At 50.1% G+C, this 14109-nt stretch carries 14 protein-coding genes, 1 CRISPR repeat array and 1 riboswitch; of the genes, 5 read left to right on the top strand and 9 right to left on the bottom strand.

The window, feature by feature from the left end:
• Positions 1-27: 27 nt before the first annotated feature.
• From F6I03_RS06990 to F6I03_RS06980, 3 genes are all read right to left on the bottom strand, one after another.
• Positions 28-1797 carry a hypothetical protein gene (locus tag F6I03_RS06990; protein ID WP_070431410.1) on the bottom strand — a complete coding sequence of 590 codons (1770 nt, stop codon included), beginning with the start codon at positions 1795-1797 and terminating at the stop codon, positions 28-30.
• Positions 1787-2860: a bifunctional glycosyltransferase family 2/GtrA family protein gene (locus tag F6I03_RS06985; protein WP_070431409.1), complete on the bottom strand. Its 1074-nt coding sequence runs from the start codon at positions 2858-2860 to the stop codon at positions 1787-1789. The genes F6I03_RS06990 and F6I03_RS06985 overlap by 11 nt, the downstream gene beginning before the upstream one ends.
• Positions 2861-2928: 68 nt before the next feature.
• Positions 2929-5496, bottom strand: coding sequence for a YfhO family protein (locus tag F6I03_RS06980; protein WP_070431408.1), 2568 nt, complete (start codon positions 5494-5496; stop codon positions 2929-2931).
• 137 nt (positions 5497-5633) lie between these two features.
• Between F6I03_RS06980 and F6I03_RS06975 the strand changes: the two genes are divergently transcribed.
• The 4 genes from F6I03_RS06975 (at position 5634) to thiT (ending at position 8273) form a co-directional block, all read left to right on the top strand.
• Positions 5634-6017, top strand: a complete 384-nt coding sequence (locus tag F6I03_RS06975) for a GtrA family protein (RefSeq protein WP_070431407.1) — start codon at positions 5634-5636, stop codon at positions 6015-6017.
• A gap of 145 nt (positions 6018-6162) precedes the next feature.
• Positions 6163-6495: a CRISPR direct-repeat array (repeat unit 28 nt; unit sequence CTTCTTCCCGCACACGCGGGGGTGATCC).
• A gap of 100 nt (positions 6496-6595) precedes the next feature.
• On the top strand, positions 6596-6910 hold the full coding sequence (locus F6I03_RS06970) for a type II toxin-antitoxin system HicB family antitoxin (RefSeq protein ID WP_070431406.1): 315 nt from the start codon (positions 6596-6598) through the stop codon (positions 6908-6910).
• A gap of 95 nt (positions 6911-7005) precedes the next feature.
• The gene (locus F6I03_RS06965) at positions 7006-7473 is read left to right on the top strand and encodes a hypothetical protein (RefSeq protein WP_070431405.1); all 468 of its coding nucleotides are present in this window, start codon (positions 7006-7008) and stop codon (positions 7471-7473) included.
• A gap of 37 nt (positions 7474-7510) precedes the next feature.
• Positions 7511-7607: riboswitch (TPP riboswitch) on the top strand.
• Positions 7608-7712: 105 nt separating this feature from the next.
• Complete coding sequence (gene thiT, locus F6I03_RS06960) at positions 7713-8273, top strand: energy-coupled thiamine transporter ThiT (protein WP_070431404.1); 561 nt, start codon at positions 7713-7715, stop codon at positions 8271-8273.
• 128 nt (positions 8274-8401) lie between these two features.
• On the opposite strand, the gene F6I03_RS06955 is transcribed toward thiT, so the two are convergent.
• The 4 genes from F6I03_RS06955 to F6I03_RS06940 form a co-directional block, all read right to left on the bottom strand.
• A complete protein-coding gene (locus tag F6I03_RS06955) occupies positions 8402-8962 on the bottom strand; it encodes a threonine/serine exporter family protein (protein ID WP_070431403.1) in 561 nt (186 codons plus the stop codon).
• A 12-nt stretch (positions 8963-8974) separates the two neighbouring features.
• Complete coding sequence (locus F6I03_RS06950) at positions 8975-9739, bottom strand: threonine/serine exporter family protein (RefSeq protein WP_083290610.1); 765 nt, start codon at positions 9737-9739, stop codon at positions 8975-8977.
• Between the two features lie 24 nt (positions 9740-9763).
• Positions 9764-10693: an AEC family transporter gene (locus F6I03_RS06945; RefSeq protein WP_070698493.1), complete on the bottom strand. Its 930-nt coding sequence runs from the start codon at positions 10691-10693 to the stop codon at positions 9764-9766.
• 180 nt (positions 10694-10873) lie between these two features.
• On the bottom strand, positions 10874-11716 hold the full coding sequence (locus F6I03_RS06940; RefSeq protein ID WP_070431401.1) for an aldo/keto reductase: 843 nt from the start codon (positions 11714-11716) through the stop codon (positions 10874-10876).
• A gap of 197 nt (positions 11717-11913) precedes the next feature.
• Here F6I03_RS06940 and F6I03_RS06935 point away from each other — a divergent pair, with 197 nt between their 5' ends.
• Positions 11914-12396, top strand: a complete 483-nt coding sequence (locus F6I03_RS06935) for an S-ribosylhomocysteine lyase (RefSeq protein WP_070431400.1) — start codon at positions 11914-11916, stop codon at positions 12394-12396.
• A 151-nt stretch (positions 12397-12547) separates the two neighbouring features.
• On the opposite strand, the gene F6I03_RS06930 is transcribed toward F6I03_RS06935, so the two are convergent.
• Positions 12548-13288 carry an alpha/beta fold hydrolase gene (locus tag F6I03_RS06930; RefSeq protein ID WP_070431399.1) on the bottom strand — a complete coding sequence of 247 codons (741 nt, stop codon included), beginning with the start codon at positions 13286-13288 and terminating at the stop codon, positions 12548-12550.
• 250 nt (positions 13289-13538) lie between these two features.
• Positions 13539-14096: a nitroreductase family protein gene (locus tag F6I03_RS06925; RefSeq protein ID WP_070431398.1), complete on the bottom strand. Its 558-nt coding sequence runs from the start codon at positions 14094-14096 to the stop codon at positions 13539-13541.
• Positions 14097-14109 lie beyond the last annotated feature (13 nt).

Below are 14109 nucleotides of genomic sequence, written 5' to 3'. Positions count from 1 at the left end.
CCGACTTTTGTCACACTCTCTTCTTTGTTAACTCGCTTGGCGGGCTTGGATCAGTTCTTGGCGGGAATAAATTTGTGGTTGGGGTGAGAAACCGTAGATTGCCGTGAATTTCTTAGCAAATTGATCCAGGTTAGTGAGGTAGATCATTGCGTCAGCTTCTTCCACGCTTTGAATGAAGGGGGTCACTTGTTCAGGATAGTCATAGGGCCGTTTAATCTTTGTCTGATCACAATAGAAATAATAAGAGATCATCAATTGTAAATAGGTGGTATCCTGGCGGTCATCTACCAGGAGGTAGTTTCCGTCATGGTAGTGGGTCTCTTGACCGACCACAGCCACTGTTTCCGCAACTATCTGGTCATCCCAGTGATAGACCTGGCTGAGCTTGTAGCTGTGGCTTGCGAGGGTCAGGAGGGCTAAGAGGAGGGTCAGAGCTTGTAGCGGCCGCTTGGGCAGAGGCTCTAAGCGATGGTCCCAGACCACCAGGAGTCCGAGGCAGAGGAGGCCATAGAGGAAGCAGAGGATGCTTCCCATGTAGCGGTGGATGCTGGCCAGGCGCAGGGCCTCGTTTAGGGGCATGGAGAAGAGGTACATGGCATAGAGACTCAGGATATAAGCCAAAAGAATCCCTAACATGATGGCAAGGCCCTGGCTTACTTTTGCCCGTTTTGCTTGGGCAAAGTGGTTAAGGAGGAAGCCAGCTAGGCAGAGGGCGAGGAAGAGATAGAGGGCTTGGTTACTTGGGAGGTCTTCTTTTAAGAAATGTTGGAGGAAGCGGCTGCTGATGGCCTGGATGTCAGCTAGGCTCTTCTCGCCCAGGATTTTTTCATAGGAGGCCAGGTTCATGCTGTGCTTACTGACTTGGCTGAAGGTCTGGCTCACATACTGGTTCCATAGACTGAGCGTGAGCAAGGGGCAGGCGCCTGCCAGCAGTCCGACTTTAAACCTGGACCGGTGCTTGGTCCAGACCAGATAAGCATAGTAGCCGATAATAAGGAGCACAAAGAAGATGCCGCTGTTTTTGATAAGGATGAGAAAGCTGGTCATCACGGCCGTAATAAAGCTCAGCTGGCCAAAGTTCTGGCGGTGGCGGTAGAGGGAAGTGACAGCAGCCAAAGCCAGGAGGGGGAGGAGGAAGTCCACTAAGAGGGAAGTGTATAGGATCTTGCCTGCGCCATAATCGAGCAGGTTCAGGATCCCGATAAAGACGAGGGCCATGCCGCTTGCTAGGTGTTGCTTCGCCTGGGAGCCCTTGACTAAGCCGACCAGGGGCCAGACACAGGCAAAGTTGATCAGGTTCTGTCCGATTAACATGAGGTCATCGCGGAGGGGGAGGCCCTGCATCCAATAGCTCAGATAGAGGGCGCTGCCAGGGGGATAGGAGGTAAAGCTGATGAAGGAATCCCCCTCCTGGACCAGCCGGCCTTCTAGGGTCAAAAACTTAACGATGCGGGCCCAGTGGGAGAAATTATCATAATGGGTAAAGTGGGTCCCGATGAGGACGATGGCATACATAAGAAAAAGCCCCCAGAAGATAAACTGTGGGGTCAGGTTTTTGGGCCAATGGAATGAGGGCTTGAGGATGAATTGGCTCAAGTGGACCAATAACAAGAGGCAGCCTAGAACATTGACCAGGTAGAAGCCTAGACTGAGCTCTTGGCCGAGTGCCAGGAGAAATAAGAGGCAGGTCTCTAGGCTAATGGTTAGAATAAGCGTCGTCTCAAGGGCCAAACCTGCCCAACGTTTCAGGCTTAAACACACGCCAAAACTTGCTAGGATAAAGAAACTAAAGGCCATCTGAGTGCTCCTTTGTATGGAAAATAAAATGCTTCTGGATATAGTAATTCAAGATAAAAAGGAAAGAGTCGACGAATACCTTAATGAGCGTGGTGGGAAGGAAGCTGATCCAATGGGTGAAGGCTGTCACCAGTAAGCTGGAAGATAACATTTGAAACATTACCAAAAGGCCGTACTTGAGCAGGCTCTGCCGCGAATTCGCACGGAAAACCACCAGTCGGTTCATCACATAATTTGCCAGGGCGGAGATACAGCGGGCGATGACGGTCGCTGTGGTAATTGCAGTGAAATCTTGCTTACCAATTAGAGCTAAGCAGATAGCAAAGCAGGCCAGATCAATCAAAAAAGAGACCAGGGAGGCTGCCACATACTTCAAAAAGACCGAATAGATGGCAAAAGAATCTCTCAGCACCTTAAAGTGAGACGAAGCATTGTCGTCCAGGTAAATCGTTGAAATGGCTACCTCAATGATAGGAATCTGGTGCTTCTTAGCGAAGAGGATCATGTTCATCTCATATTCGAAACGGTCGCCTTCGACTGCTAGCAAGGGCTCAAAATACTGGCTAGGAATAACGCGCAGACCGGTCTGGGTGTCTTCCAGATTCATGCCGGTGAGGAACTTGAGCAGCTTGCGGGTCATAATGTTGCCAAACTTGCTTCTTAAGGGCACATCTTCGCCAAAGTGACGCGCACCAAAAATAAAGGCTTCAGGTTCTTCTTGGGCTCTTTTCAGACAGGCCATCATATCTTCAAAGGTATGCTGGCCATCCGAATCGATGGTGACGGCTGACTGGATTTGCTTTTGTTCATCGAGTAAATAACGAAAGGCTGTCTTAAGGGCCCGGCCCTTCCCGTAGTTTTGATCGTGCTTTAAAATTTTAAGGCGGGGATAGGCTTTGAGCTGGTCAAAGTATGTGTCATAGGACGGATCACTCCCATCATTGACGACAACAATAAAGAGCTGGCTATCGTGGCCTTGGCGGATATTAGCCACCAGGTCTAATAAACGTTGGTCGGGATCGAGCGAGGGAATGATAATTGCTTGCTCGTGAGCATTTACCATGAATAAATCTCCTTCCATAAGTACAGTGAATTTGTTCTATTATACAATGAATGGTTGAAATAGGTTAATTATTTGCTGCTTTTAAGACCTTTTTTCTTATTGAGGCTTTTTAGGAAGATAAAGATCGAGACCAGGCTGATAGCTCCTCCTAAGATAAGCCCTCTGGGGATAAAGATCAATTGGACCTGGTGGGGGCCTGGGCCGAGGTCAAGGCCCAAGAAGTATTGGGCTTCACGGTGGACGGGGGTGTAGCGCCCATCGACAAAGGCATGCCAGCCCTTGTCATAGGGGAGACTGAAGAAGAGCCGGGATCCCTGGGCTTGCCCCTTGGTCCGGCCTCGGATAGCGGTCGGCGAGAAGTCTTCAATAGTTAGGGCATTGGCTTGGGCGACCTGGGCCATTTCCTGTGTCTGTTGCCGGCTGGAGAGGTAGAAGTTCGGTTGGGGATCTGCCAGCTTGTCTTCGTGGAAGCTGACCGTGATGTCCACCCTGTCCGTATTCTGGTCATAGCTGTGGAGGGTGTGGTTCTTCTTGCCTAGGTTGATATGGCTAAAGACCTGGTCGTGGTAGATCTCTAGGCCTGGACCAACAGGCTTGGCTTGGAATTGGTAATTGACGATTTGGTCGGGGGACTTTCGGATCTGATAGTGGATCCGCCCAGGCTTCTTGGGATCTAAGCGGCTGTAGCGGATTTGGCCCTTGCTTTCACTGGCGCGAACATTTTCCAAGCGGACCGTCAAGGCATTGGCTGCTAAGGGCTGGTAGTAATCCTCAAGGCCAGTGGTATAGGCAAAGAGCTCATTCTGGAAGGCGAAGCTTTGACTGGGGTTGCGGAAGCTTCTGTCTGGGGTGATTTCATAAGCCAAGGGGAAGGCGAGGGGGTTCTCATAGAGATAGAGGTCTCCTTGCTTTTGGCCCAGGCTGAGGCCGAGGAGGGGGTGGTCGCTCAGGAGATAGCGCAGGCCCATCCACTGGTTGGCTGCTAAGGTCGACCCATAGGCAAAGCGGGCCCAGTTCCCATTGTCGTGGAAGCCGAGCTTGCCCATGACCTCGATGACCTCAGCCCTTTCATTGGAACTATAGTGGGAAAGCCCCGGATAGTTGAGGAGGAGGGGGTCGTTATTGGCATAGTGTTGGTTCTTCTCCAGGCGGTAGGGGCCAGGATGCTTGGCCTTCAAGTCTTGGATGGGGGCCTGGTAGCGACTCACAAATTGACTAAAGGCCTGGGCTGGTTGGTAGCCCATCTTATTGAGGGTGTAGTAGCCATTAGTGAAGGTCTCATAAGCGACGAGAAGGACCAGACCGAGGCCGAAAACCTGCTGGCTTGAAGGCTGGCGCAGCAAGTTTCGAGCAGAGAGGAGGACCAGGCCGAGGCCCAAACAAGCGAGACTCGTTAGGATATCCGTCCGTCCCAAATAAGGATAGTGGGCTTGGCCAATGCGCCATGCCAGGCCAGTAAGGAGGGCGAAAGCCAGGCCATAGCACCACAAAGAGAAGTGACGGGCCTTTAGCTCTTCCCCTGCCATCAGGACTAAAAGCCCACTGAAGAGGAAGCTGTAGCGGAAGGGAAACCAGGTGGGCTCATTGAAGCCATGCCAGATTAAATTGAGATTGAAAAACTTCATCGAGAGGTAGAGGCTGAGCAGGAGGAGCCCTCCTCTGACTTTCTTTGCCCGGCTCATGGCGGGGTTGAAGAGACCCGCCAGGCTAACTAAAAGAATGAGGCTCGGCACAAAAATATTAGCCAAACCGGACTTGGTATCCCCGGCTTGGAAGGCGCCAATCACAAGCTTGCTGGAAAAATCTAAAAAAGAAAATTGTGAATGAAAATCGACCAGTTGGCTTGGATCAAAGCCAGCCTTACCCCCTTGGAGGGAGAGGAGACTGGGGATGAGTGTTAGACAGGCCATAGCGCCAGCAAGGAGGGAGGCAGGGACGAACGCTTTAAAAGCCCTCTTGATTGCCTGCCAAGACCCAGGACAGGTGAAAGCGCTGAGGCACCAGCAGATAAAGTAGATGAGGGAGAAGAGGCAGAGGATAGCTCCCATATAATAATTGTTGAGGAGGGCTAAGGCCAAGACCAGGGTGTAAGCCTGCCATTTATCTTCCTTGAATAAGCGGTCTAAGGCAAAAATTAAGAAAGGAAAGAGGATGCAAGCTTCTAGCCACATAATATTTTGCTGGTAGGCCATGAGATAGGCAGATAGGCCGTAAGCCAGTCCCAGGGCGAGTGCCGCCCAAGCTTGTAGCTTGCGCTTGGTCAATAGCCAGGTCATGGCGGCGCTGGCTGTGGCGAGCTTCAGGCTAGTGACGACTGTAATAGCCAGAGGAAAGGCCTGAAGCGGAAAGAAGAGGAAGACCAGGTTAAAGGGACTGAGCAGGTAATAATTGGTCAGTCCAATCATATTCCCGGACATAGTTTTAGAGAAGGAATAGAGGAGGCTATCCTGGCCTAGCAAGGCATTCTTGAGATAGGCGAAGTAAGCCACATACTGACCATTCATATCCGTGACCAACAGGGACTGGTCACCAAAAGGGGTGATGTCTAGCCGGTAGTAAATCGCAACTTGCACCAGCAGGGCTAAAAGAAAACTTAGGATAAGGGTCTGATGTTTTTTGAGTGAAGAAATTATCATGAACGTTCGGCCTCCAACTTAGTCTATAAGAATAAGTATAGCAAATTTTATTTTAAACTTTCCTAAAAGCCATAAGAATCCCAGGCCTTTGTGCTAAAATAGCTCTATTGTAAAAGATTGAGAAAAGAGGATCTAACGTGCAAAAAATTATTCAACAGATCATTCGTTTTGGCTTGATCGGTGTCATCGCGACGATGATCGACTTTGCCTTGTTAACTGCCCTCACCGAGTGGGGCCATGTCCACTACCTGCTATCAGCCGGGATTGCTTTCGTGGTCGCCACGATCTTTAATTATTTGGCCTCCATGCGCTATGTTTTCGTGAGCCGGTTTTCCAAGGAAGAGCGAATCCAGGAATTAGTCTTGTTTGTGACCTTGTCAGTTGTCGGGCTCATCCTCAACCAGGTCTTTATGTGGGCCTTCGTTGAGAAACTAGGCCTCTTCTACCTCCTAGCCAAAGTCCTTGCGACTGTCCTCGTGATGGCCTGGAACTTTATCTCCCGAAAATTGTGGATCGAATAAGACGCTAGGAAATCAGTCACTAGGCATGGCTTATCTTGGATAAAAGTGGGGAAATGCCTTATAGTAAGTGTAGGGGAAATGATAAAGTGAATGAAAACGGTCCAGGGATCGAATAAAAAATTTGATTTTATCAACTTCTTTTAGTCTTCTTCCCGCACACGCGGGGGTGATCCCTTAAGAAGGAGAAATAGCGATGAGAAAACTAGCTTCTTCCCGCACACGCGGGGGTGATCCTGTGCGGACTATCGTAGAGCAGTACCCTTCAGCCTTCTTCCCGCACACGCGGGGGTGATCCTGTGCGGACTATCGTAGAGCAGTACCCTTCAGCCTTCTTCCCGCACACGCGGGGGTGATCCCAATCGTTTGGATTCTCAAACTGCCACTCTTACCTTCTTCCCGCACACGCGGGGGTGATCCTCTTTGGGCAACTACCGCTCAACGGATAAGGTGCTTCTTCCCGCATACGCGGGGGTGATCCTAACCAGCTAACAAAGTGTGGAAAATTTTTGCCAGCTTCTTCCCTCTTTACCGGCTATATGTATTAAATTTGACCCTGTAAGTTTAAGAAGGGAGCCCATATGTTACGAGCCTATCCTGCCTTGTTTTACTATAGTCCTGATGAAAGCAATATTCCCTTTTCAATTGTATTTCCCGATATTCCCAGAGCGATCACTCAAGGGGCGGATATTCCTGATGCGCTCTATATGGCGAGCGACTGCCTGGGCCTTCATTTAGTAGATTATTTAGATCGTGGGCAAGCTTTACCTGAGCCGACTTCAATCAATACCTTATCCTTAGAAGCCTTCTTGCCTGACGACGAGGGCTTTCGCTTTGATCCTGACCGCTCCTTTGTCTCCATGGTTTTGGTCGACCTCGATGACTACAGGAGCTAAGAGAGGATTTCTTCTCGGAAGTGAAGAGCTTTTATTTTAAAGCGGTCCAAGTTTTGATACAATAAGATTAAAATAAGTAAGTGAAGGATGATAATATGGCCGAGAAAGTACGTGCAGCCCTGACCCATGCTCAGAATACCCAACTTCAAGAATTAGATGTACCCTTTGCTAAGAATGATGTGAATGAAGTGATGACGACGCTTCAGAACTTTGTTGACCAGTATGAGCCTTACTTTGAGGAAGGTTCCTTGAACATTTTTGCTTTGGAAGCCTATCCTAATCGGCGGACTAAGACGGCCCAAACGGCTTTTGCCTTAGTCAACCTCACAGGGAAGACCATCACGGAATTGAAGGCTAACTTACAACTCAAGGTTTCTGACTTCAATGTGAACTTTGCCCCTATCGAATGGGAGATTGATAGTGATTTCTTAGGCAATTGGGCCAACGACATTGCTATTATGATTGTTGATGAAGTGCCAATGGAAGGGATGGCGACCAAGCCTTCTTATAACCTGAACGATTTAGAGCTCGAGGTCAGCGATGTTACCGTCATGGAATACTAGCCTTGCATTTTTGATATAAAGCAGTTAAGATAATACTATAGAACACTAGGGGAACCAAAAGGTTGAGATACGTCAGTAGACCCTTAAAACTTGAACTAGTTAAGACTAGCGTAAGGAAGTGTACATGGCAGCTTTTGAGCTGGCCAGTTGTTTAACTTACTTGAATACAAGTTTTAAGCCCGTTTGTGTGATGCAAACGGGTTTTGTTTCTTTCTTAGTTAAAGAAAGGAAAATGTGAAATGGCACAACGTCAGCAATTATTAGGGATGATCGAGGCGGCTTTAATGGCTGTCTTGGCCTTTATCATCGCCTTGATCCCCTTAGACCTAGGGAATATTTTTGAGATTGAGCTCGGTATGATTCCGATTATGGTCTTTGCCTTCCGCAGGGGGCCTAAGTTCGGTATCCTGGCCGGCTTCCTCTGGGGGATCCTCAAACTGGTTTCAGGAGATATTGTGGTCCTCTCCTTCCTCCAAGTCTTTGTCGAATATGTCTTCGCCTTTGCGGTGACGGGCTTGGCTGGCTTCGGCGCACGGACCATTCAGAGCAAGCTCGCCCAAAAAGCAAGTCCCTATGCGACCATCACTTGGAGTGTGGGCCTAGCTGTCTTTGTGAAGTACTTTATCCACTTCATTGCTGGGGTGGTTTATTGGTCAAGCTATGCCCCAGATGGGATGAATATCTACTGGTATTCCTTCCTCGTGAATGGGTCGAGTGCCCTGGCCACCTTTATCGTGGACGGCCTTCTCGTGATGTTGATCTGCCGGGCGGCTCCCCACTTGTTAAGGGTCAAGGCCTAATATCCGGCTGGCTATCCGCTTCCCCCAGCCCTCAACTGGGAAGCGGTGAGGGCCCTCACTCTCTGGGGCCCTAGCCATTAAAAAATACGCTCACTTCGATCTAAATTCGGTCGATGTGAGCGTATTTTTTAGTTTTTCGGCGGCTTCGCTTTGCTTTTGAATTTAGGGGCCTTGGGTAGGGGCAGGCGTTTCTTCTCTTGTTCACCTTTGGCAGCTTTGGCGGCTTTCTTCTTGAGCAGGCGGCGGGCACGTTCTTGGCGCTGGCGGCGGATCTGTTGCTCGGCCAAGCTGATGAACATGAAGCCAAAGACAATGGCACCGGATACCTTAAAGACGGTCATGAGGTGCTGGACGCTGGCTACATAATCGCCCTCAACGGCATAGCGGACGAAGAGGTAGGCAGCATTCCCTGGAACCAGAGGCAGGATAGCCGGGGTATTTAGGATAATCACGGGAATCCTTAGCCGGCGGGAGAGCTGCATGTAGATGAGCCCAATGACGATAGCCGCCATGAAGTTGGCCACAATGATTTCATTGAAGAGGAACATAAAGAACTTATAGGTCATCCAGCCGCTAGTCCCTGTTAGCCCACAGTAGACGAGGGCGCGCTTGGGGACGTTCAGGATGGTCGAGAAGGCGATGGTGCCGAAGAAACTTAACAAAGCTTGCTCAAGGATACTGATCAGCATACTTCCTCCTTCCTAGCCCAACCACTGCAGGGTGAGGGCAATACCGATACCGAGGACAATGGCAATCAGGATGGCGTTCACGGCCTCCACCATACCGGAAACCAGTTGCCGGGCGAAGAGGTCGCGCAGGGCGCCCGTGATGGCCAGACCAGGTAGGAGGGGCATGATACAGCCCGTGATCATGGAGTCCAGGTGGCTGACCCAGCCCAAACGGTTAAAGGAAAGGGCCAGGACGCCGATAACGGTTGAAGCGAAGAAGTCACTGAGGAAGATCACTTCGAACTTTTCCTTGCATAATTCAGAAACCGAGAAGCCAATAGTCGCGATAAGGAAGGCCAGCAGAATGTCCCGGTAATTATTGTTATCTAAGAGCAACATGAAGGCCGCACTCGCAAAACCGGCGGCAATGACCTGGATAGGGAAGCTAAAGTTCTTGGGTTCCTTATCCACCCGTTGGAGCTCGCTTTTGAGCCCAGCCAGGTCTAGCTTGCCGGCTTCATAGGCCCGGGAGAGTTCGTTGGTTTCGTCAATCTTGGCGAGATTAGTGGATAATTTGCGGACCTGGGTCATTTGGGTCTTGGACCGCTGGTTGAGGCTCATGAAGATGGCGGTATTGGTGACATAGGCCTCCGTATCGAAGCGGTGGGTGTTCTGGGCGATCCGCTGCATGGTGTCTTCCACCCGGTAAGATTCGGACCCGGACTCCATCATGATGCGTCCCGCCAAGAGGCAGGTGGAAAGCAAGAGGTGGTTCTTTTCTTCTTCAGTCATTGACATCGAATTCCTCCTTTAATTACTGGCTTATCCAGCTAAGTTAAGTAGGGAAATAATCAGTGGAATAATCAACACAGAAAAGAGCGTAGAAACAAAGACATAGCGGGTCGCCAAAGTGACATCCCCGTCGAAGATCGTCGCATAAGCGGTGGCGGATGAGGGGCCCGGCATGGCGGCTGTCACTACTAAGACACTAATGATAATTGGATGGCTGAGGAAGGATCCAAAGAGATAATAAATGATAATAGGCAGGAGGACCATCTTAATCAGCATTAAGAGATAAATCCGCCAATCGTTGAAGCAGTCTCTGAACTTGATCTCCGTCATGGACATCCCGATAACAATCATAGCCAAGGGAGTGGTCATATTACCAACCATGCTGAGGAAGGATTCGGCTGCCTGGGGGATCTTCCAATCGAGGATAAAGAAGGCAAGGGCAATCAAGGAAGCTGCAAAGCCAGGCGAGAAGAAGATCTTGCGCAAGCTCAGTTGGCCTTCGCCCTTCTGACTGTAGCGACTCATAACCCAGACCCCGAAGGAATAAACCAGGATATTGGAGGGCACATTCATGAGCGAGGCATAGAACATGGCCCCTGCGCCGTAGAGGGCTTGGATGACAGGCAGGCCCATGAAGCCGTTGTTCTGGAAGGTCATCAAGAACTGCAGGGTCCCTTCAGATTCTTTATCAACGGGAATAAACTTAGGCACAATAAAAGAAAAGGCCATGTAAAACAGGTAAATAATAAAGGCAATGGCCAAGAAGGTCAGAGCCTCTTCCTTAGTTCCCAGTTCGCCAGCACTATTGATGGTGGATAAGATCAGGGCAGGCGAGGAGACATAGGTAATCATGGTTGAGAAATCATACTGGGCATTTGGGGTAAAAAGTTGCCGCTTCTGGCCCCAATAACCCAGAAATAGGGTGGCCAGTAGGATAAGCATGGGTATAATAGCTGACAATAAAATCCCTCCATAATGTATACTTGCCCCCATTATAGCATGAAATAATCGAAGACATCATGCGGGCTGGGCTCGCTTTCCAGCCTGCTTCGATTAGCCTAGAGGACAAGAAGGCAGCGCATCCGGCAAGCAACTTGGCAGGGGATACGCTGCTTTTGATAATTATTTTGATGAAGCTGCCTAGAAGTCCTTGGTATCTGGATCGGGAGCTTCGGTCAAGTCTTTGATTTGGTCGATCTGGCGGACTTCCTCTGGGGTCAAGTCGATATCGAAGACCTCATAGTTGGAGAGGATATGCTTAGGCGTCTTAGACCGAGGCAGGGGCAAGAAATCGTGGGCCAAGGACCAGGCCAAAGCAATCTGGGCAAGCGAGCGGTCATGCTTGTCGGCAATGGCTTGGAGTTCTTGGTTGTCGAAGATCTGACCACTGCCTAAGGGACTATAAGCTTCCACTAGAATATCGTGGTCCCGGCAATAGGCCACCAGTTCGTCCTGACTCAGTCCCGGGGCCAATTTAATTTGATTAACCATGGGCTTGATTTCCGCCGTCTGGAATAAGGGCTCGAGGTGTTTCTCAAGGAAGTTCGAAACACCAATAGCCTTGGCCTTGCCTTCCTTATAGAGGGTCTCTAAGGCCCGCCAAACTTCCCGGTTCCGAACCTCGAAGCCCGGCTCTTGGCGGAAGGGCTTGGGATTGGGCCAGTGGATCAGTAAGAGGTCCACATAGTTTGTTTGTAACTTATTGAGGGATTCCTCGAAAGAAGCCAGGGTATCTTCATAAGTGCCCTTATCGTTCCAGATTTTAGTGGTCAAAAAGATTTCCTCACGGGGGACATCACTGGCTTGGATGGCCTGGCCTACTCCCGCTTCATTACCGTAAGTCTGGGCGGTATCAATGTGGCGGTAGCCGGCATTGAGAGCATTCTTGACGGCTTGGATGACGGGTTCACCATCTTCCAGCTGCCAGGTGCCAAAGCCGATTTTAGGAATTGTTTGACCATTGACTAATTGATAAGTTTCCATTTGGGGTCACTCCTCTGCTATCAGTATAAGCCTATCATACCAAGAAGCTGGCTTGAAAGGTAGTGAAAGCCCTTCAGCCGTTAAGGGGAGAAGGTGATCACTGCTGGTATTTTTTGTCTAAGTCCTAAATATTGTTTCTGCCCTTCAAATATGGGATAATGCTAGTGACGACGATGTATTTCGAAGGAGGAAATAAAATGGCAAAAGTTGAAAGTTTTGAACTCGACCATGATGCAGTCAAAGCACCTTATGTCCGTCTAGCGGGCCGTGAAGAAGGCGCCAAGGGGGATGTCATCACGAAATTTGATATCCGCTTGACCCAACCCAACCAAGAAGCGGTGCCAACAGCAGCCTTACATACTATTGAACACATGTCAGCCGGTCTCATCCGCGACTATGTAGATGGAGTGATTGACCTTTCACCCATGGGCTGTCGGACAGGCTTCTACCTGCTCGTTTGGGGAGAGAAGACCCCCGAAGAGATTGCGATTGCCTATACCAAGGTGCTTAGAGATATTGTGGACTCCACTTGGGACGATGTCCAAGGGGTTGAACGTAAGGGCTGCGGCAATTACAAGGACCATTCCTTGTTTGGGGCTCAAGAATGGGCCAAGCATGTCTTAGCCCAAGGTTTCTCCAAGGATCCCTTTGACCGCCAAGTGGTTGAAGTAGCGGAATAAGTGTCCACTTGCTGGATGACTCTGTCTGACGAGGAGCTCCTCATCTAACAATTAATACAAGTAGGGAAGAAGCAGGGCCTAAGACTCTGCTTCTTTTTGTAGCAAACAAAAAGTCTGAAGGCCTTTTGGGGGCTTCCAGACACTGGTGTGATTAAATGGGAAAATACTCGGTGAAGAAGTCGACCATGGTCTTGATGGTTTCTACCCGGACCAGGTGGCCTTCGTCAGCAGCTTGGAAGTGGAGGGAAAGTTGGGGATTGGCTTGAACGAAGCTTTCGGCTTCTTGGAAGGGAATGCGGTCATCTTGCCGGCCGTGCCAGATAAAGAGGGGCCGGCCGCCGAGAGCCTGGGCTTGCTGGGAGAGGTCGTAAGCCTCTAGCCAACCGAGCAGTGTCTTCGCATCAGCAGGGAAGTAACGTCCAGCCGCCCGGGCATGTCGGCCAATCCGTTGGGCATAGTGGACCGGCATGGGTGTCCCCATTAGGCAGGCCGCCGCTTGGATCTCAGGGTGTTGGCAGAGGAGGGCACAGGTGCTAATCCCTCCCATGGATACACCGGCCACGGCCAGGCGTTGGTCAGCCAGGCCGAGTTGCTGGAAGTGGTCCACAATATAGCCAAACTCAAAGAGATTGGTCTGGATACTCTGCCAGAAGGTCATGGAAGGGATCTTGGAATAGGGGCGGTAGCGCTCCCCGTGGTTTTCAGCATCGGGCAAGAGGGCCCGGTAGCCAGCTTTAGCTAAACGCCGGCCGGCTGTCAAGTTAAGCTCTTTACGCGACTGCCAGCCATGATAATAGATGACTGTCGGTAAGCAGTCGTTCTTTTGGTCTTCTTGGACGAGCTCTAGGATAGGAATCTGTCCGAGGAGTCGACGACGAATGCTGATCTTCACTTGGATGGCTCCTTTCTATGGTGTGGCTTGTTGGAAGATTTGAAATAACAAAAAATTCATAAAAAGACTGAAAGAATTGCTTATAATTCACAAAAAATTAACATTTAAGGTCTATAGTATCAGTATACCCAAAAGGTTAGTTGACCTAACCATATTCTTCATACCTCTCCTTCTTATAAATCGAGAAGAGATGGAAAAAGTGCCGCGACTGTGCAGGCACTTTTTTTATTCAGTGAATGAAGGAAAGCTCTTATTGGTAAACGGTGAAGCCCTTCTTATCATAGAGGCTTTCTTTAGCTTCTGAGACCTCATCTTGGCCCTTGCCGAAGACTAGGGCGCCTTTGAAGGTCCAGTGGTCAGGAATGGCCCACTTGCTGGTATCTTGTTGGCGGGGATGGTGGAGGCTAGCGTCCAGTCCGAGGTCGGTTAGAGCGAGCCAGCTTAAGACAGCCGCGATGGCGTGGTTTTCACCGGAATAGCGGTCAGCTAGTGATTCGTCAATGGCATACTTATCGGTCAGGCTGTAGACATGGTTGCGGTCTTCGAAGAAGAGGACCGTCCCCTTAGCCTGGCTTAATGGCTCATAGCGGTCCGCATAGTCTGGGTTCAGCGCAGTGACCGCTTGCCAGTAGGACCGGCTTTCGTCATCGAGGAGGACCGCCACACGTGGGGTCTGTTCACCGAAGGCCATGGGACTCGCGTCAAGGGCAGTCTTTAGGGCTTGGCTGATCGCGTCATTAGACACGTCAAGGTCAGCACTGAGTTGGCGGTGGGACCGACGCTTGTGAAGTAAGTCTTGGTAGGTCATGTTAAACATCCTT

The organism is Aerococcus sanguinicola, assembly GCF_008726925.1.
Lineage (GTDB): Bacteria > Bacillota > Bacilli > Lactobacillales > Aerococcaceae > Aerococcus.
This window is presented reverse-complemented; position numbering and strand designations above follow the sequence as displayed.